The sequence below is a fragment of the Streptomyces pyxinae genome, assembly GCF_024756275.1.
GTDB classification, from domain to species: Bacteria; Actinomycetota; Actinomycetes; order Streptomycetales; family Streptomycetaceae; genus Streptomyces; species Streptomyces pyxinae.
On sequence record NZ_JANUGQ010000039.1, the window covers coordinates 1 to 18,863 of the forward strand.

Sequence of the window (18,863 nt, forward strand, 5' to 3'; positions counted from 1 at the left end):
CCCTCGCCGCACCAACCCCTGCAACCCGGACGCCCTGGGTGACGGCGGCGGGCGCCGCGCGCCCCCCCCCCGCCGCCCGGAGCCGTACCACCACCGCCTGCCGGCGCGCACGGCCGGACGGCGGACGTTCCCGGGCCGGCCGTCCCAACTCCCTGGTAACGGGGGCCGGGACGGGCGGGCCCGCGGATGGCGGCGGGCTCAGTACGGGCCGATGAACCCGGCGGTGACATCCGGCAGCTGACGCGTCCGCGGCGGGGCGCCGCCGACCATTTCCAGGCAGGCCGCCGCGATACGGTCCGCGTTGGGGTGGTACGCCTCCTCCAGCGGGTGGGACACCGGTGCCGGGCAGTCCGGCAGGGTGACCCGGCGCACCGGCCGGCGCAGTGAGTCGAACGCCTTCTCCGCGACGACCGCCGCGACCTCGGCGGCGAGACCGTACCTCGCCCAGCTCGTGTCGGCGACCACCAGCCGTCCCGTGCGCGCGACCGAGGAGCAGATCAGCTCCTCGTCCAGCGGACGGATGCTGCGGACATCGACGACCTCGACGCTGACACCTCGCTCCGCGAGCAGTGCGGCGGCACGCTCGGCCTCGTACACCATCAGCGAGGCGGCGACCACGGTCACGTCCGTGCCGGGCCTGGCGATCCGGCCGCGCCCGAAGGGGACGGAGACCGGTTCCTCGGGCACCTCGCCCTCCATGCGGTACAGGCCGCGGTTCTCCAGCAGCAGTGTCGGTGTTCCCGCGCGCAGCGCCTGGACGAGGAGCCCCTTGGCGTCCGCGGGAGACGCGGGCATCGCGACGTTGAGTCCGGGGAAGTGCCCGAAGACGGACTGCGGGCTCTGCGAGTGTGTCGCGCCCTGGCCCCAGCCGCGGCCCACCACGGCGCGGGTCACCACGGGCACACCGCCCTGGTCACCATACATATATCGCCATTTGGCAGCGAGGTTGACCAGCGCGTCCATGGCGAGGAACAGGAAATCCGCCCGGGAGTGCACGATCAGGGGGCGGCGGCCCATGGCGGCGGCTCCGACGGCGATGCCGGCCGTCGCGTTCTCCGAGTTGGGCACGTCGATGACGCGGGTCGGGCCGAAGCGCTCGAACGCCGCGCGGGTCGTTCCGTAGATGCCCTTGTCGTCGTCGACGCCCTCGCCCGCGACGAAGACGCTCGGGTCGTCGGCCATGCACTGCACCGTGGCCTCGCTGATGGCCTGCCAGTACGTGAGCGTACGCATCGGTTCAGTTCCTCTCGGCGGTCGCGGCGAGCGGCCGCGGCTCATGGGTGCCCGAGAGCAGATCCGTCACCTCGGGGAAGGCGGCGGCCCGCGCGAGGTCCGCGGCCCGGTGGACGTCCTCGGTGAACTCGGCCCGCCAGTCGTCGATGCGGGCGTCGACGGCGGGGACCTCGGCGCGCAGCGCGTCGGCCGCGGTGCGGATCGGGCAGCGCTCCATCCAGGAGGCGACCTCGGCGTGGGTGCGGTACGCGCCGTCCTCGTCCCAGTGCGGGCCGACGTGCTCGCGCCAGCGGTAGGTGTCGAGCTCCAGCAGCTGGGGACCGCCCCCCGCGCGGGCTGACTCGATGGCTGTGCGCGCCGCGTCATGGACGGCGAAGACGTCATTGCCGTCGATCCGGCCGGCGCGCATGCCGTATCCCAGGGCCCGCTGCCAGATGCTGCTGCCGGCCGGCTGGCGGGCGGAGAGCGGCGAGGCGATGGAGTACCGGTTGTTCTCGCACACGAAGACCACCGGCAGCCGATGCAGCGCGGCGAAGTTGAGCGACTCGTGGAAGACGCCTTCCTCGGAGGCGCCGTCCCCGAAGAACGTGAGTGCCACGCGCGGTGCGCCGTCCATCGCGAACGCCCACGCCGCGCCGACCGCGACGGGGATCATCTCGCCGAGGATGGCCGAGGAGCCGCCGAACCCCGCGGCCTGGTCCACCAGGTGCACCGAGCCACCACGCCCGCGCGCGCAGCCGGTCTCCTTGCCGTACAGCTCGGCGACCAGAGCGGTCAGGTCGCCGCCCTTGGCGAGGTAGGGCGCGTGCGAGCGGTGGGCGCTGTAGACCACGTCGCTGCGCCGGGCCGCCGCGCACACCCCGACCGACGTGGCTTCCTGGCCGATGGAAAAGTGGGTGGGGGTGCGCATCAGCTGTTCGTCGCGGTACAGGTCCGCGAGCGTCTCCTCGGCACAGCGGATGCGCACCATGCCGCGTACCAGCCGCAGCCGGTCCAGGGTCGTCATCGGTCTCTTCCTTTCAGGGGGAGCGCCAGCCGGGCAGGGTGCCGCCCGCCCAGCGTCCTGCGGCGGGCAGGGGATCGGCACCGCGCGGCCAGCGCGGCCGGCTGGTGGTCCGCTCGCCGACGGGCTCCGCCGCACGGCGGGACAGCGCGAGCAGAGCGAGGGTGAGGACGGCCACTTCCTCGGCTGTCGGGGCGCCGCGCAGGACACGCAGCGCCTGGGGGTCCTGGCCGGTCACTGGGGCTGGTTCCCGTGCTTACGGCTGGGCAGCGCCGTGTACTTGGCGCGCAGCATCTTCAGCGCGGCGATCAGCTTGATCCGGGTCTCGCCCGGGTGGATGACGTCGTCGACGAGCCCGTGCTCGGCCGCGTAGTAGGGGTGCATCAGCTTCTCCTGGTACTCCTCGATCAGCCGGGCGCGAGTGCTCTCGGGATCGTCGGACGCGGCGATCTCGCGTCGGAAGATGACGTTGGCCGCGCCCTCGGCGCCCATGACGGCGATCTCGTTGGTGGGCCAGGCCAGCGTCAGGTCGGCGCCGATGGACTGGGAGTCCATGACGATGTACGCGCCGCCGTACGCCTTGCGCAGCACGACGGAGATCCGGGGCACGGTGGCGTTGCAGTAGGCGTACAGCAGCTTGGCGCCGTGCCGGATGACACCGCCGTGCTCCTGATCGACGCCGGGCAGGAAGCCCGGCACGTCGACCAGGGTGACGAGCGGAATGTTGAACGCGTCGCAGAACTGCACGAAACGCGCGGCCTTCTCGGAGGAGGAGATGTCGAGCACGCCGGCGAGGTCACCGGGCTGGTTGGCGACGATGCCGACCACCTGGCCGCCCATCCGGGCCAGCGCGCAGATGACATTGCCGGCCCAGCGGTGGTGCACCTCGAAGTACTCGCCGTCGTCGGCGATCTCCTCGACGACCCGGCGCATGTCGTAGGAACGGCCGCGCTCGGCGGGCACCAGATCCACGAGGGAGTCGGTGCGCCGGTCCTCCGGGTCGTCCACACCGGTGTGGGGCGGCAGTTCGCGGTTGTTGGCGGGCAGCAGCGACAGCAGGTAGCGGACCTCCTGGAGGCACTCCTCCTCGGTGTCGTACGCGAATTGCGCGACTCCGGAGACACCCGTGTGCACGTCGGCGCCCCCCAGTTCGTTCTGGGTGATCTTCTCGCCGGTGACCGCCTGGACCACGTCGGGTCCGGTGATGAACATCTGCGAGGTCTCGCGCACCATGAACACGAAGTCGGTGAGCGCCGGCGAATAGGCGGCACCCCCCGCGCACGGGCCCATGATGACGCTGATCTGCGGGATCACACCGGAGTTGCGGACGTTGCGCTGGAAGATGCCGCCGTATCCGGCGAGAGCGGTGACCCCCTCCTGGATGCGGGCGCCGGCCCCGTCGCACAGGCCGACGACGGGTGCCCCGGCCGCGGCGGCCATGTCCATGATCTTGTGGATCTTGGTGGCGTGTGCCTCGCCGAGCGCCCCGCCGAAGATCCGGAAGTCATGGGCGTAGACGAAGACCTCGCGGCCGTCGACCAGTCCCCAGCCGGTGATCACGCCATCGGAGTGCGGCCGCCTGGCCTCCATGCCGAAGCCGGTGGCCCGGTGCCTGCGCAGCCCCTCCACCTCGGTGAAGGTGCCCTTGTCGAAGAGGAGGCCGATGCGCTCACGGGCGGTCAGCTTGCCCTTGGCGTGCTGGGCCTCGGTGGCCTTGGGGCCGGGACCGCTCAGTACCGCTTCCCGGATCTCCACCAGGTCCGCGACACGGTCCGCGGCGGTCCTCACCGGCTTGTCGCCAGTGGGGTAGGGCGGCCCGGCGGGCGGCGGGGGCGCGGCGTCGGACGGGGCGGACGAACCCGTGGTCGCGTCCGCCTGCCGCTGTGCCGGAGGGGCTTCCTCGATGGTGGTCATGTGCGTCCTTCCACTGCGTACGTTGTGAGGTCGTCGGCGGTGGACCGCGGAGCCCTGCCGGACTCCCGCCGCTGTGCCGAGCGGCGCACCGCGTCCAGCAGGTCGGCCTGCCGGAGACAGACACGCGCGTCGGGCGGAGCGGCCGGGCCGGAGTCCGGGGCGGCCGCGGCCCGGCAGGCGGCCTCGAACGCCTCCACCGTCAGGGCGACCTGGTCGGCAGGCGGCAGCTCGATCCGCTCGGTGGTCCCGTGCCGCTCCAGGTGGATCACCGGACGGTGGCCGGACGGTGGGGTGAAGGCGCGGTCAAGGGTGATCCGGCCCTCGCTGCCCCACAGTTCGTACGCCGACCGGTAGGAGTGGTCCATGCCGAAGGTCAGTTGTGCGCTGACGCCGTGCTCGTCGCGCAGCAGTGCGGCGCCCGCGGTCTCCACGGTGCCGCCCGGGCCGGTGTGCAGGGTCGCGGCGACCGTGCGCAGCCGCTCGCCGAGGAAGTGGGCGGCTGCCCGAATGGGGTAGATGCCGATGTCCAGCAGTGCGCCGCCGCCGAGTCCGGGCGCGTGCCGGATGTCGCCGGCGGGCGGGAGGGGCACGGCGAACGCGGCACTGAAGGAGCGCAGCTCCCCGATCGCCCCGTCGGTGACCAGGGCGCGCACGGCCCGGTGCTGGGGGTGGTGGACGAACATGACGTTCTCCATCAGCGCGAGCGACCGCTGCCGCGCCAGCTCCAGCAGTTCGCGGGTGCGCGCCGGTTCACAGGTCAGCGGCTTCTCGGCGAGAACGTGCTTGCCGGCCAGCAGCGCCGCCTCCACCCATGTGGCGTGCAGCGCGGCGGGCAGTGGTACGTACACCGCGTCCACGTCGTCGAGGTCGAGCAGCGACGCGTAGCCGGTGACGGGGCGGCAGCCGTGACGGTTCGCGAGTTCCGCGGCCCGCGCCGCCTCGCGGCTCGCGACGGCGGCGACCTCGATGCCGTCGGCGGCCGCGAAGGCGGGCAGCATCCTGCGCCGGGCGATGTCCGCGCTCCCCAGTACCCCGATGCGCAGGGGGCGCCGGGTGGCGGACCCGGTGGGCTCAGTCATGGTCACCGAACTCCGCGGCGGCCAGGCAGGCGGCCAGGGTGCGAGCCTGGACGTTGACGGAGTGCCCCCGCTGGATGAACCGCGACAGCTGCCCGGCGGTCATCCAGCGGTAGCCGGGCGGCTCGTCCCGTGGCGCTTCCCCCTCGTCGGCCTCGATCAGCAGGTAGCGGCTGACCGCGTCGAGGAAGCGTCCGCCCTCCTCGGAGTGCAGCGCCTCGTAGCGGATGCGGGAGGCGTCGGCTCGCAGCACCAGGTCCAGGAAGGCGGGCCGGCCGGCTTCGGCCGGTCCCCCGTAGTTGTCCGGTGTGCACATGACGGTCGGCGACAGCTCGACGGCCTCCCGCAGTCCGCCCTCCGTCCTGGCGTGCACGAGCAGGTGCGGCACACCGTCGATGCGACGGGTCAGCATGGCCACCACGCCCTGCCCGCGCGGGCGGATCAGCGGCTGCGTCCAGTGCGTGACCTCGCGGCTGCCGGCCCGCACGGACGCGGCCACCACGTCGAAGTAGCGGCCGTCGGCGCGGTGGATGGTGTGCGCGTCGCGCTCCCAGTCCGGCAGCCCCGCGAGCGGCACCCGCTCGGTGCGGACACCGTGCCGGGAGCGCGTCCCGGTGAGCCAGAAGGCGAGTTCGGCGTCGGAGTGCAGCGCGGCGGACCGGGCTTCGGCGTCCGCCGCGGGCGCGCAGGACAGGACCGTGCGGGAGTCCATGTTCACCACGTTGTCCAGCCGCAGCAGCCGGGCGATCTGGCCGAAGGTGAGCCAGCGGAAGTCCTCGTGCGGCGGCACGTCGGCCGTGGTCTCCACGATCATGTTCCGGTTGTGCTTGCGGTGGAACCAGGAGCCGTGCTCGGACTGGAGCACGTCGGCCAGCACCCTCGCGCTCCCGGGCCGGGTGAAGTACTCGAGATACTTCACGTCCGCGCCGCCGTGCACCTTGGTGTAGTTGGAGCGGGTGGCCTGGACGGTGGGCGAGAGCTGGAGCAGGTTGGGGTTGCCCGGCTCCATCTTGGCCTGCATCAGGCAGTGCAGCACCCCGTCGAACTCCTTGACGAGGATCCCGAGGATGCCGATCTCCGGCTGCCGGATGATGGGCTGGTGCCAGCCGCCGCCACCCGCGTCCACGGTCACCCGCAGTCCCTCGACACTGAAGAAGCGCCCGCTGCGGTGTACGAGATTTCCCGTGCCCTCCTGGGTGCGCCAGCCCTCCAGCTCGGCGAAGGGGATGGTCCCGACCCGGAAGGGATGGGCCGCGCGCCGCTCGGCGAACCACTGGTCAAACTCCCGGAGGTCCATGACCGCGCCCTGTGCGGCTGCCGTCGAACGGGCGATCCGGGCAGACGGGGCAGCGTCGTACCGCGGCCTCAGCGCGCTGTCCGTCGCGAGTTTGGGTGACATGGGGATCGACTCCTCGAAGTCGTACGGACGCGTGGTCGTACGGGCGTGAAGCCGTACGGACGCCATCCGTACGGAGGTGGGAGGTACCCGGGGGGCCGGCGTACGAGGGGACGGGCGGCGCCGTCCGTGTGGTGCGGGCGTCGTCGGCCGCGGGTGGGGCCGCGCTCAGCGGCCGCCCGCCACGGTGAGCGACTCGCCGGTGATGTTCCCGTTCGCCGCGGAGCACAGAAACAGCACGGTTCTGGCCACGTCCTCGGGGTCGCTGAGCCGCCCCGTGGGCGTCGCGGCGATCTCCCGGGCGCGGACCGGCTCCGGCAGTCCCTTGAGCATGCGCTCGGTCACGGTCAGCCCGGGGCAGACCACGTTGACCAGGAGGCCGTCGCCGCCGAGGTCCCACATGAGGCTGCGGGCCAGGCCGTGCAGTCCGGCCTTGGCGGCTCCGTAGAACTCCTGGCCGCGATTGCCACCCAGGGCGTTGTGCGAGGAGATCAGCGCGATCCGGCCCCAGCCGCGCCCGCGCATCCCTGGCACGGCCTGCTGGACCGTGCGGATCACGGGTGCGAGGTTGCCGTCCACGACCGGCAGCCAGTCCTCCTCGGGTACGTTCTCGAAGGGGGTGCCGGGCGCCCGTCGCACGCCCCAGCGCACCGCGTTGGCCACCAGGACGTCCAGCGAGCCCCAGCGTTCCTCGACGGCGGCCACCACGCGCTTCGGCGAGGCGGGATCGTCCAGGGCGTACGGGACCGGGAAGGCCCGGTCCTGCCCGGCACCCAGCTCCTGGGCCAACTTCTCCGCCGCCACTTGGTCGTTGCGGTAGGAGACGGCGACTCTGGCGCCCTCCCGGGAGAAGGCGCGGGCCACTGCCCGGCCGATTCCGCTGGTCGCTCCTGTCACCAGCACGGTGCGTCCGCTCAGCCCGAGATCCATGTCCGATCCTTCATGTCCGTCGCGTTCTTCGGGTTCTTCGGGTTCTTCGGGCTCGCTCGTCCTCTTGACGGACAGGTCATCCGCGGGCCGCCACGAACTCCTTGATCGTGCCGATGACGTAGTCGAGCATTTCGTCGGTGAGGGCCGGATAGACACCGATCCAGAAGGTGTGCTCGGTGATGAGGTCGCTGTTCGTGAGGTCGCCGACGACGCGGTGCGGCTGGTCGGTATAGGCGGGCTGACGGGTGAGGTTGCCGGCGAAGAGGCGGCGGGTGCCGATCTTGCGGTCCTCCAGATGGGTGACGAGTTCGGCGCGGGTGAAGGGGGCGTCGGGACGAACGGTGAGGACGAATCCGAACCAGCTGGGGTCGCTGCCCGGGGTGGGCTCGGGCAGCAGCAGATGGGGCAGGCCGTCCAGGCCCTCCCGCAGTCGGCGCCAGTTGCGCTTGCGGGCGGCGGTGAACTCATCCAGCCGGGCCAGCTGGCTCAGGCCGAGGGCCGCCTGGAGGTCGGTCGCCTTCAGGTTGTAACCGACGTGGGAGAAGATGTACTTGTGGTCGTAGCCGTGCGGAAGGGTGCCCATCCGGTAGTCGAACCGCTTGAAGCAGGTGTTGTTCTTGCCGGGTTCGCACCAGCAGTCCCGGCCCCAGTCGCGCAGGGACTCCACGATCCGGGCGAGCCGGAGGTCGGAGGTCAGCACGCAGCCGCCCTCACCCATAGTGAGGTGGTGGGCCGGGTAGAAGCTGACGGTGGTCAGGTCGCCGAAGGTGCCCGTGACCCGGCCCTGGTAGGTGGTGCCGACCGCGTCGCAGTTGTCCTCGACGAAGTAGAGGTCGTGTGCGCGGGCGAGTTCGGCGATCTCCGCCGCCTCGAAGGGGTTGCCGAGGGCGTGGGCGATCATGATGGCGCGGGTCTTGGGCCCGATGGCCTGGGCCACGCGGTCCGCGGTGGTGTTGTAGGTACGCAGCTCCACATCGACGAAGACGGGTACGAGGCCGTTCTGGATGATGGGGTTGACCGTGGTGGGGAACCCGGCCGCGACGGTGACGACCTCGTCTCCGGGCCTGAGCCGCCGGTCGCCCAGAGTCGGGGAGGTCAGGGCGGTCAGAGCCAGGAGGTTGGCGGAGGAACCGGAGTTGGTCAGATGGGCCTTGCGACGCTTGAGGATCTTGGCGAAGCGGGTCTCGAAGGTGCGGGAGCTGGTGCCGGCCGCGATGCGCAGGTCGAGTGCGGCCTCCACCAGCGCGGCGCGGTCCCCGGCGTCCAGCGTCGCCCCGGAGGGCCAGATCTCCGTCACCCCTGGCTCGAAGGGCCGGGTGTCCGCGACGTCCTCATGGTACTTGCGGACCTGATCGAGAATGAGCGCCTTGTCCCCACGCATCCCTGCCTCCTTCAACATCGGCCTCGGCCCATCCCCGCACCTGTGGCGAGCACTGGTCAGTACGCTCCGAGGCTGCGCCACCCACCTCGAATCGGGCTCGACACAAGATGGACACCGAACGGACCGGGCGCCCGAGCGGCGTTCGAGCGGCGGCGCCTAACGTGCGCGCGATGGACATCCATGACACGGCCGTGCCCGACGCCTACCGGATCGTGCCGCGTACCCTCACCGACGACCGTGGCAGCTTCCACGAAGCTTTCCGGTACGAGGAGTTGGCGCGTGCGACGGGGCATGTGCTGCTCCCCAGACAGGTCAACCTCTCCTCGTCCAGGCGCGACACGGTCCGCGGCCTGCACTCCGTGCTGCTGCCGCCGGGGCAGGCGAAGTACGTCGCATGTGTGCGCGGCGCGGTGCGTGACTTCGTCGCCGACGTGCGGCTGGGTTCGCCCGCCTTCGGCGCGCACACCACGGCGGTGCTCGACGCGCGCGAAGGAACCGGCATGTTCGTGGCCGAGGGGCTGGCCCACGGATTCGTGGCGCTGACCGACGACGCGTGCGTGAGCTACCTCTGCTCCACCGAGTACGTGCCCGGCACCCAGGTGGACATCTTCCCCTTCGATCCGGAACTCGGCCTGCCCTGGCATCTGGGGCTGGCCGGGGACCCGCTGTTGTCGGAGAAGGACGCGGCGGCTCCCTCGCTCGCCGGTGCCGCCGATCAGGGGCTGCTCGCCACGTACGACGAGTGCCTGCGCCACTACGCGGACCGGCGGCGGGCGGCACGCCGGGAACATCCGCCACTCCGGTCCGGCGACGGGACGGCCGCCCGGCCGCCCCGCGACACGCCGGCCGGGCGCGGGGCGGACCGGCCTTAGGGCCTGTCGTCCGGACCTCGCCGGGCTCCCGGCGCTGCCCCCGGCTTCACCGGGAGCGCCCCCAGGGCACCGCACTCCCCCGGATATCGTCCGGGGGAGTCGTCGTCGGTCGCCGCTTCCCCCGATGTCCCGGCTCCGCTCGGCCAGGGGACCCCGACACAGGGACTCTCCCCCAGCCTCCGGCCGGGATGTGCTCCCTCCTCCACCTCGCATGGTCTCCCCTCGGCTCTGATGGCCCCGGGGACGGCCCGACGCACTTCAGCACCGGACACCGCTCATCGATCCGGCCTGGTCCGAACGAAAGCCCCTGGGTGAGCTGTCCCGCCGGACGGGTCACCGGCCTGCCCGCACAGCGCGGCCGGCCACGGCCGAGGCGGCGAGCCGGGGAAGGCCGGCGGCCACCCGGGACGGGGCGGGCAGGGACCGGATCTCGTCGCGCAGTGCCGCCGCCGCGTCCCGCACGGGGCCGCCCAGCAGTTCCAGGACCGTGTCCCGCACCCGGACAGCGGCCTCGGCGTCGTCCGCGAGATCACCGCCGGGCAGGTGCCGGCCCGCGCCCACGGCGCGCAGCCGCTCACCGGTGAGCATCTGCTCGGGGCGTGGTGACACCACGAGCTGGGGCACTCCGGCGGCCGCCGCGGTCATGGTCGTACCACCGCTGCCCTGGTGCACGACGGCCACACAGGTGGGAAGCAGCAGATGCGCCACGGACGCGTCTGTCACGCCGACTCCGTCGGGGAGCCGGGTCAGTGCGGCACGCTGGGCGGGCCCGAGGGCCAGCACCACTTCCACGCCGTCGGCAGCCAGCAGACCGGCCGCGGCCAGCAGCGGATGGAGGCGGCCCCCGGGCCCGCCGGCCGGGTGTGCGCCGGCCTCCCAGGTGACGCACACCCGGGGCCGCGCGGGCGTACCGAGCAGCCCGGCAGGCAGTCGGCCGGGACCGCTGTACGGCACATGCCGCACCGGCAGCCGGCGTTCGGAGGTGGGCAGCCGGAGCATCGGCGGGCACGGGTCGAGCCAGCCGACGGGGGCGTGCGCGGGGTCCGCGCCGTGGCGTTCGAACAGTTCACGGTAGCGGGGCAGCGGGCTGCCACCCGGACCGCCGTGCTCCAGCCGGAGGACCGCCGCGGTGCCCCACAGGTGGGCGGCCAGCGGAACTCCCAGCAGCTGGGACACGACGGTGCCCGCGTAGGTGGAGCCGTCCGCGACGATCAGGTCGGGGTGCCAGGTGCGGGCGAAGTCCAGCAGCCCGGGCACCATGTCTTCCGCGATCCGTACCTGCCGGTCGACCAGCGACGTCAGCAACCGCTGTCGTTCCTCCCCCAGTTCGCCAAGTCGCAGTGGCCAGTCGGCGGGCCAGCCGCGCAGCGGGGCGCGCGGCCCGGGGCCACCCGTCGTGAGGGGCGCGGCGGGGGGCTCGGCGGCGACGGGCACCGCGGTCAGCCCGGCGGCGCCGACCGCGGGGACGCAGTGGGACGGTACGGCGACCAGTACCTCGTGTCCCGCGGCCCGGCAGGCCCAGGCGAGCGGAACCATCGGATAGAGGTGCGCGGACGCGGACCAGGTGGTGAAGAGAATGCGCACGGTGCTCCTTCGGGGGTCGACGTGGCGCGCGGCTCACTCCACGGAGTGGCTGGCTCCCTGGGACAGGTCCCGCCCCGCGCCCTCGTCCAGCCAGGCCATCAGTGCGCGGCGGCGCTCACCCGCACGGTCCCCGGCGAGGGTTTCGGGGCGGGCCACGGCGAGGTGTCCGGCGGTGACACGTACACCGTCCGCCTCCTGGGCCAGCCGCCACGAGCGCCGGTACAGTGCGAACTCACCGGGCGCGTCGAGGTGTTTGACGACAAGGGTGTGCGGCGGCCGGCCGATGCGGACGATGCGGCCGCTGTGCGTGGTGCCGTCGGGATGCTCCATGACCGCGGTGCCGAACCCGGCGGTCTCCCCGGTGGCGGGTCCGTCCTGGCCGAGGGCCGCGGCCAGCCGTGCGTGGATCTCCTCGACGGTGCCGGGCAGCAGCGCGCTCCGGTCGGCGCGAAGCACCAGCGGCCCGTCCTGTTCGCGGCCCTCGACGGCCGCCTTGAGGGTGCGCATCTGGAGAGCGCCGTGCCGGTCCAGCTCTCCGGCGGTGACGGCCGGGTCCTGATCGGTGGTGAACCAGTGGTGCGACTCGACACGGCAGCCGCCGTTCTCCAGGGGGATGAACAGCCACTCGCCGCCGAGCCCGCGGATCGCGCCGACGCTGCCCTGCTGCTCGAAGACCATGCGCAGCGTGTCGTCGTGCAGGGTGCGCCGGGACTGCCAGATCCGCAGTCCGCCCTCGGGCCCGGGGCGCACCGCCCAGAACCTGGACAGGTCCCCGGTGCCGCGCATCTCGACGATCTCGGTGTGCACGATCCACGGGTACAGCAGTGGCCAGCCGGCAACGTCGGTGAGTGTGCGATAGACCAGTTCGGCGGGCGCGTCGATGGTGATCCGGGCCTCGGTGCGGTGGATCTCCTCCGCCGCGGAGCCCGTCCGCCGTGCGGCCTGGGTCGTGGTCTCGGTCATGGTGCTCCTAGCGAAGTCGGGCAGCGGGTTTCAGGAGGTGGCGCGGGCTTCCAGGTAGCCGACCAGCTCGCCGGGCAGCGGCATGGCCTCGATCTCCTGGCGGACCTGCTGGGCACGCTCGGCGTACCGGGGCTCGCCCAGCACGCCCTCGATCGCGGTACGCAGCGCGCCGGGGATGGGCTGCCGGTCGGGCGCCACGGTGATCCCGGCCTCGGCCTGCTCGACCAGCCGGCCCCACAGCCACTGGGTGGACTCGGCGTTGTCGGGCACCGTGATCTGCGGCACGCCGTGGGCGAAGCCCGTCATGCCGGTGCCGGCACCGCCATGGTGGACGAGCAGGTCGCAGGTGGGCATCAGGGCGTCCAGTGGTACCCAGCCGGTGGTGCGGACGTTGGCGGGCAGGGGGCCTCCGGCGTCCTTGGCGCCGGCGACGGCGATGACGACCTCGGCGTCCAGGTCGGCGACCTCGTCCAGGAGTTGCCGGCGGCGGTCGGCGAAGTTGCTGGTGGTGATGCCGCCGGACAAGAGCACCCGGGCTCGGCCGGAGCGGTCGAGCAGCCAGCCGGGAACCTCACCCGGGCCGTTGTAGGGGAGATAGCGCATGGGGACGCGGGGAACGCGGCTGGGGCGGCGCAGCGCGGGCGGGCAGGTGTCGATCCAGGTGTCGGTGCCGATCCGGGGCTCGACACCGAATCGTTCGAACACGCGAATGTAGGCGGGCGGCACCTCCTTCTCGTCCAGGAAGTAGATGCCGACCGGCTGGCACCAGTTGTAGCCCACCGCGGGGACTCCGGCCGCCGCGGCGGCGACCAGGCCCACGACCGCACCGATGTCGTACACGACCAGGTCGGGGTGCCAGGCACGGGCGAAGCCGACCAGATCGTCGGCGAGCGAGTCGGCGAGCCCGACGAGTTGGGACGCCCAGCTCAGGCGGCGGTCCTCGGGCCAGGGCAGCGGACCCAGCGGCCAGTCCGCGGGGACTCGTTCGGGGCGCTCGGAGCTGTCCGGGAGGCGCCACGAGGCGAAGGCGTCACCGGCCGCGTGGTGGCCGATGGGTACGGCTGTCAGGCCGGCGGCCTTGACGCGGTCGACGGACTGCGGCCGGGCCGCGACCCGTACGTCGTGGCCGGCCAGCCGGGTGGCCCAGGCCAGGGGGACGGCCCAGGGGACGTGGCTTGCCCCGTGGGCGACAAAGAGGACGCGCATACTGTCTTCACCTGCCTGAGGTCGGGGGACGTGGGGGACGTGCGTTCCGGGAGGCGTCGGCGGTCGGTGAGCCGGGCGTCGGTCAGTCGCGGGCCCGGCCGGGCAGTGCGAGCCCGGGGAGGAGCGTGAGCGCGCTGATGCCCAGAGCCCACCAGAAGGTCGTGCCGAAAGCGTCGGCCAGGCTCCCGCCGTGGCCGCCGGTGTGGTGCTGGAGCACGATGACGAGGGTGGCGGTGCCGAGCGAGCCGCCGATGCGGTGCACGACGTTGTTGATGCCGGCGGCCTGCGGCATCTGGTGCGGTGCGACGCTCTGGAAGACGGCGGTGATCATCGGGGACATGGCCCCGCCCAGACCCAGTCCGCGGACGAACAGCGCCGTGCTGAGGAGGAGTTCACCGGGCTCCTCGCCGACCTGGGTGTACGCCAGGGTGCCGGCCATGGCCAGGGCGATGCCCACCAGCATGACGGTGCGCAGACCGAGTCGGCTGGTGATCCTGCCCGCGAAGAACATGGCGACCGCGATGCCGAGATCCTGCGGGATCAGCAGCAGTCCCGCGTGCAGCGCGTCCTGACCGCGGGCCTGCTGGTAGTACAGCGGCAGCATGAACATCGAGCTGAACAGGGCGGCACCGACCAGGAACGAGGTGAGGATCGCGTGGGAGAAGGCACGCCGGCCGAACAGCCGGAGATCCAGTACGGGTGTGGAGCCGGGGCGCAGCGCGTGGACCGCGTAGGCGATCAGCAGCAGCGCGCCGACGGCGACGGGGGCGTGCACGACGGTGTCGGCGAAGCCGTGGCCGTTGCCGGTCTCGGAGAATCCGTAGATGATCGCGGCGAGTCCGGGTGAGATCAGTGCCAGCCCGAGCACGTCGAGCCTCTGGCCTCCCTCGGGGGTGCTGCTGGGCAGCACCCGGGCGGCCAGCAGCAGGGTGAGCGCACCGAGCGGAATGTTGATGTAGAAGATCCACTGCCAGCTGAGCAGACCGATGAGGACGCCGCCGACGACCGGGCCCAGTGCGGGCGCGAAGGTCAGCGGAATGATCAGCAGGCTCATCACCCGGCCGATGCGCTTGGGCCCGGCGGCCTGGGCGATCATCGACTGGCCGACGGGCTGGATGAGGCCGCCGCCGATGCCCTGAAGCACGCGGAAGACGATCAGCGAGGCGGCAGACCAGGCGAGGCCGCACAGCGCGGAGCCGAGGACGAAGCAGGCGACCGAGGTCATCCAGACGCGCTTGGCGCCAAAGCGGTTGGTGGCCCAGCCGCTGATGGGGGCGACCAGCGCGAATGCCAGCAGGTAGCCCGTGCTGATCCACTGCACCGTGGCCAGCGAGCTGCCGAAGTCGCTGCGGATGGCCTCGATTCCGACGTTGACGACGGTGGAGTCGAGCACGGCGAGGATCGTGCCGAGCACCAGGACGCTGCCGAGTTTGAGGACGGCGGGTTCGAGACGATCGCTCGGCCGATCCGCCGTGGCACGCACGGTCGTGGACATGACTGTCTTCCCTTGAGTCGGTCGGAAGGGGGAGCCGCTGGAGGAGGAGTGAAGCGGAAATGGGAGCTGCGGCCCGCCGGGGGATCGCGGGCCGCAGCAGTCGGGGGGCGGCGGGGCCGCCGGGCAGGTGCGCGGGTCGGGGCGCCGGAGCCCGCCCTGTCGGCGGGGCCGCCGGACGCGAGCGTGGGTCAGGGGACGAGGACGACCCGGCCCAGCTGCACACGTTCCTCCATCAGCTGATGGGCCTTGGCGGCCTCCTCCAGCGGCAGCTCGGCATGGACGACGGGCCGTACCGCACCGCTGAGCACCATCTCGCACACCTCTTCCACGATCCGGTCGAAGTTGTCGACCTGGCCGTCCATGACACCCATGGAGAAGTGCGTGACGTACTTCCCCGCCAGGTCCTCCAGCGGGATCTTGGGCAGTTCCAGGCCGCCGCCGGCCGAGCCGTAGAAGACCAGCCGGCCGAACGGCTTGAGCAGGCCGATGCTCTGGGGAGTGATGTCGGCCCCGACGCTGTCGAGGACGATGTCGACCCCGGTACCGCCGGTGGCCGCGCGGACCTCCTCGGCCCAGCCCTCGCGGCTGTAGTCGACGGCGTGGTCGGCGCCGAGTTCCTTGGCGAAGGCCAGTTTGGCGGGGTCCTTGGCGGTGGCGATCACGGTGCCGGCGCCCAGCGCCTTCACCATCTGGATCACGAGGTGGCCGATCGCCCCGGCCGCGGCGTGCACCAGGACGCTCTCGCCCTTCTTCAGGTACGCGGCCTGGATGACCTCAAGGCCGACCTGGGCGGGCGAGCTGACCATGGTGGCCTGGGCGGCGTCCATCTCCGCGGGGATGCGGACCAGGTCCTTCACACGCGCCAGCGAGTACTCGGCGAAGGCGTCCTTGAAGATGACGCTGGCAACCCGCTCACCGACCTGCCATCCCTCGACCCCGGGGCCGAGGGCGTCGATGAAGCCGACGGCGTCGCCACCGGGGCTGGCGGGCAGCTTGAGACGCTTCCCGTAGTAGAACTGCCCGGCGCGCTCCTGGATCCCGGCGAAGTTGACACCGACGGCCTCGGCCCGGATCAGCACCTGGCCGGGGCCGGGCTCGGGCTTGGCGACCTCGTCGACCTGCAGTACCTCCGGCGTTCCGTGCTGGTGGTAGCGGACGATGCGCATGGGTCTCTCTTTCTGTAGCTCCAGGGACCGCGGCTGCCGGCTCCCGCGTGGGGGCTCCCGGGCCCGGCCGCGGGCCCGGGGGGCACGCGGCGGCTGGGGGAACCGCGCCGCTCGGCGCGGTGTCGGTGCGGTCAGCCTCGCGCGCGTCCCTGGAGCGCGGGCCGAGCGTCAGTGGACCGGCCGGGCGCCGCCGGTCTCACGCCTCGGGGACGACACCCGCGAACAGGTCGTCCTCGGGCAGTTCGGCACTCACATGGCTGCGCGCGAGGTGGTAGTCCTCGGTCGGCCAGGCCTGCTGTTCGATCTCCAGGGGGCAGGAGCGTTCGGGTCCGTTGGGGTTGACCTGGGTCTCGTGGGCGAGCAGCGCCCGCAGCCGGGTGGGGAACCACTCGGCACACTCCACCCGCGAGGTGATCTCCCACTTCTCCTCGACGCCTTCGAGTTCCTTGAGCACCTCGCCGTGCGGCGAGTCCAGGCCGGCGGCCGTCATGGCCTCGTAGATGGCCTTGAAGTACGCCTTGCTGAAGGCGCGCGTGTAGTAGAGCTTGAGCGGCTGCCAGGGCTGTCCGGTGCCGGGGTAACGGTCCGGGTCGGCGGCGGCGTTGAACGCCTCCATGGTGACCTGGTGGGTCTTGACGTGGTCGGGGTGCGGGTAACCGCCGTTCTCGTCATAGGTGACAACGACGTGCGGGCGGAAGGCGCGCATCGCGGCGACCAGCGGCCGGGAGGCGGTCTCCAGAGGCTGGACGGCGAAGCAGTCCGCGGGCAGCGGCTCGCCGGCGGCGGGCAGTCCGGAATCGGTGAAGCCAAGGAACTCCTGTCGCACACCCAGGATTTCGCGGGCCCGTTCCATCTCCAGACGGCGCAGCCGGGGCAGGTCGGCCCATACCTCGGGGCGGTCCATGGCCGGATTGAGGACATCTCCGCGCTCTCCGCCGGTCATGGTGGCGACCAGGACGTCGGCGCCCTCGGCCTGGTAGCGGGCCAGGGTCGCCGCCCCCTTGCTCGACTCGTCGTCGGGGTGGGCGTGCACGGCCATCAGACGCAGGCCGGCGCGGGAGTGTGAGGTGGACTTGATCATGCGGTGTCTCCTGTACGGCTGAGTTCCGGTGGTGGGGGAAGGGCGCGCGACGGGCGGACGCGGCGGGGGTGACGCGCCGGCGCGTTCACCCCTTGCCGGGGGCGTGCCTGGGGTAGAGAGCGGCGGGCAGGAGGGTCAGAGCGCCGAACGCCAGCACCCACTGGAAGGTGCGGGCATAGGCATCCGCGGCGCCCGAGCCGTGCGCCTCGGCCTGAGCGAGGGCGCTCTGGAGGATGACGGCGAGCACGGCAGTGCCCACCGAGCCGCCGACGCGGTTGAGGACGGTGCGGGCGCTGGTCGCGGCCGGGGCCTGGCCGCGGTGGACCGAGGTGTAGGTCGCGGCAACATTGGGCGGGACCACCGCCCCGAGGCCGACACCGCGGACGAACAGAGCCGCCGCGAGCAGGAGTTCCCCGGGGCCATCGGTGGCCAGGGCGAAGGGAAGGGTGCCCAGAATGGTGAGCGCGATGCCCACGAGGACGGTGTTGCGCGGCCCGTACCGGTCGGTGAGCCTGCCCGCGAGCGGGGTGACCAGCGCGCTGCCTAGCGCCTGGGGGGCGAGCATCAGCCCGGCCTGCAGTGCGCTGACACCCTTGACCTGCATGAAATACAGCGGGAGCAGCAGCATGGACGAGTACAGGGCCGCACCCAGCAGGAAGGTGTTGATGCCGGCCAGCGCGAAGCCGCGGCCCGCGAACAGCCGCAGGTCGAGCAGTGGCGTACGCGTGGTGCGCAGCGCGTGCAGAACGTATCCGGCCAGGAAGACGACGCCGACAGCCAGGGCCACGGCCTGGGTGAGGGCGGAAGCACCCTCCTGTCCGTACTGGGCCAGGCCGTAGACCAGCGCGGCGAGTCCGGTGGGCAGCAGAGTCAGGCCTATGCCGTCGGGCCGTACGGAGGTGTCGCGTTCTCCGCCGTCCGCCGGGACGACTCGGGCCGCGAGGGCGAGCGCGATCAGCCCGACGGGGACGTTGACGAGGAACAGCCAGCGCCAGCCCGCCCACTGGACGAGGACGCCGCCGAGGACGGGGCCGAGGATCGGCGCGACGGAGACGGGCACGGTGATGATGCCGACCAACCGTCCGATGCGCCGGGGGCCCGCGTGCCGGGCGACCAGCGCCTGGCCGACAGGCTGCATGAGTCCGCCGCCGACACCCTGGAGCAGCCGGAAGGCGATCAGGGAGCCACCGGACCAGGCCAGACCGCTGAGCGCGGAGGCGGTGATGAACAGGGCGACCGCGGCGAGCCAGACGCGTTTGCCTCCGTACCTCTTCTGGAGCCAGCCGGAGAGCGGGGCGACGAAGGCGACCGTGAGCAGGTATCCGGCACTCACCCACTGCACGGTCGCCATGGAGGTGTCCAGGCTGTCGGCCATCGGGCCGAGGCCGACGTTGACGATCGTCGCGTCGAGCTGGGCGAGCACGGCGCCCAGGATCAGCACCGAGCCGAGCCTGATCAGGGCCGGGTCGAGGGGCTCGGGGCGCGGACGGGACGGTGTGTCGCGGCGGGCGACCGTGGGGTCCAAGATGCCTCCCTGTACGGCGCGGATCTCTTGACGGGCAT

Annotated in this window: 16 protein-coding genes; 1 reads left to right on the forward strand and 15 read right to left on the reverse strand. The window is 72.4% G+C overall.

Features of this window, described 5'->3' with window-relative positions:
- Positions 1–198: 198 nt before the first annotated feature.
- From NX801_RS28880 to rfbH, 8 genes are all read right to left on the reverse strand, one after another.
- On the reverse strand, positions 199–1,233 hold the full coding sequence (locus NX801_RS28880) for an alpha-ketoacid dehydrogenase subunit beta (protein ID WP_258790906.1): 1,035 nt from the start codon (positions 1,231–1,233) through the stop codon (positions 199–201).
- A 4-nt stretch (positions 1,234–1,237) separates the two neighbouring features.
- Positions 1,238–2,239 carry a thiamine pyrophosphate-dependent dehydrogenase E1 component subunit alpha gene (locus NX801_RS28885; RefSeq protein WP_258790907.1) on the reverse strand — a complete coding sequence of 334 codons (1,002 nt, stop codon included), beginning with the start codon at positions 2,237–2,239 and terminating at the stop codon, positions 1,238–1,240.
- A 13-nt stretch (positions 2,240–2,252) separates the two neighbouring features.
- On the reverse strand, positions 2,253–2,474 hold the full coding sequence (locus NX801_RS28890; protein ID WP_258790908.1) for an acyl-CoA carboxylase epsilon subunit: 222 nt from the start codon (positions 2,472–2,474) through the stop codon (positions 2,253–2,255).
- Positions 2,471–4,150, reverse strand: a complete 1,680-nt coding sequence (locus NX801_RS28895; RefSeq protein ID WP_258790909.1) for an acyl-CoA carboxylase subunit beta — start codon at positions 4,148–4,150, stop codon at positions 2,471–2,473. The genes NX801_RS28890 and NX801_RS28895 overlap by 4 nt, the downstream gene beginning before the upstream one ends.
- Positions 4,147–5,229 carry a Gfo/Idh/MocA family protein gene (locus tag NX801_RS28900; RefSeq protein WP_258790910.1) on the reverse strand — a complete coding sequence of 361 codons (1,083 nt, stop codon included), beginning with the start codon at positions 5,227–5,229 and terminating at the stop codon, positions 4,147–4,149. The genes NX801_RS28895 and NX801_RS28900 overlap by 4 nt, the downstream gene beginning before the upstream one ends.
- Positions 5,222–6,625, reverse strand: a complete 1,404-nt coding sequence (locus NX801_RS28905; RefSeq protein WP_258790911.1) for an NDP-hexose 2,3-dehydratase family protein — start codon at positions 6,623–6,625, stop codon at positions 5,222–5,224. The genes NX801_RS28900 and NX801_RS28905 overlap by 8 nt, the downstream gene beginning before the upstream one ends.
- Before the next feature lie 165 nt (positions 6,626–6,790).
- Complete coding sequence (locus tag NX801_RS28910; RefSeq protein ID WP_258790912.1) at positions 6,791–7,552, reverse strand: SDR family NAD(P)-dependent oxidoreductase; 762 nt, start codon at positions 7,550–7,552, stop codon at positions 6,791–6,793.
- Positions 7,553–7,628: 76 nt separating this feature from the next.
- Positions 7,629–8,933 carry a lipopolysaccharide biosynthesis protein RfbH gene (gene rfbH, locus NX801_RS28915; protein WP_258790913.1) on the reverse strand — a complete coding sequence of 435 codons (1,305 nt, stop codon included), beginning with the start codon at positions 8,931–8,933 and terminating at the stop codon, positions 7,629–7,631.
- A gap of 170 nt (positions 8,934–9,103) precedes the next feature.
- Between rfbH and NX801_RS28920 the strand changes: the two genes are divergently transcribed.
- Complete coding sequence (locus tag NX801_RS28920) at positions 9,104–9,805, forward strand: dTDP-4-dehydrorhamnose 3,5-epimerase family protein (RefSeq protein ID WP_258790914.1); 702 nt, start codon at positions 9,104–9,106, stop codon at positions 9,803–9,805.
- Positions 9,806–10,138: 333 nt separating this feature from the next.
- Here NX801_RS28920 and NX801_RS28925 read toward each other — a convergent pair whose 3' ends face one another.
- From NX801_RS28925 to NX801_RS28955, 7 genes are all read right to left on the reverse strand, one after another.
- On the reverse strand, positions 10,139–11,389 hold the full coding sequence (locus NX801_RS28925; RefSeq protein WP_258790915.1) for a nucleotide disphospho-sugar-binding domain-containing protein: 1,251 nt from the start codon (positions 11,387–11,389) through the stop codon (positions 10,139–10,141).
- 33 nt (positions 11,390–11,422) lie between these two features.
- Positions 11,423–12,352 carry an aromatase/cyclase gene (locus NX801_RS28930; protein WP_258790916.1) on the reverse strand — a complete coding sequence of 310 codons (930 nt, stop codon included), beginning with the start codon at positions 12,350–12,352 and terminating at the stop codon, positions 11,423–11,425.
- 30 nt (positions 12,353–12,382) lie between these two features.
- Positions 12,383–13,558 carry a nucleotide disphospho-sugar-binding domain-containing protein gene (locus NX801_RS28935; protein WP_258790917.1) on the reverse strand — a complete coding sequence of 392 codons (1,176 nt, stop codon included), beginning with the start codon at positions 13,556–13,558 and terminating at the stop codon, positions 12,383–12,385.
- 82 nt (positions 13,559–13,640) lie between these two features.
- Positions 13,641–15,053: a DHA2 family efflux MFS transporter permease subunit gene (locus NX801_RS28940; RefSeq protein ID WP_258790918.1), complete on the reverse strand. Its 1,413-nt coding sequence runs from the start codon at positions 15,051–15,053 to the stop codon at positions 13,641–13,643.
- Positions 15,054–15,241: 188 nt separating this feature from the next.
- Entirely contained in the window at positions 15,242–16,219 is a 978-nt protein-coding gene (locus tag NX801_RS28945; protein ID WP_258790919.1) for a quinone oxidoreductase family protein, read from the reverse strand.
- A 196-nt stretch (positions 16,220–16,415) separates the two neighbouring features.
- Positions 16,416–17,300, reverse strand: a complete 885-nt coding sequence (gene mca, locus NX801_RS28950) for a mycothiol conjugate amidase Mca (protein ID WP_258790920.1) — start codon at positions 17,298–17,300, stop codon at positions 16,416–16,418.
- An 85-nt stretch (positions 17,301–17,385) separates the two neighbouring features.
- Positions 17,386–18,825, reverse strand: a complete 1,440-nt coding sequence (locus tag NX801_RS28955; protein ID WP_258790921.1) for an MDR family MFS transporter — start codon at positions 18,823–18,825, stop codon at positions 17,386–17,388.
- Between the last annotated feature and the right edge of the window lie 38 nt (positions 18,826–18,863).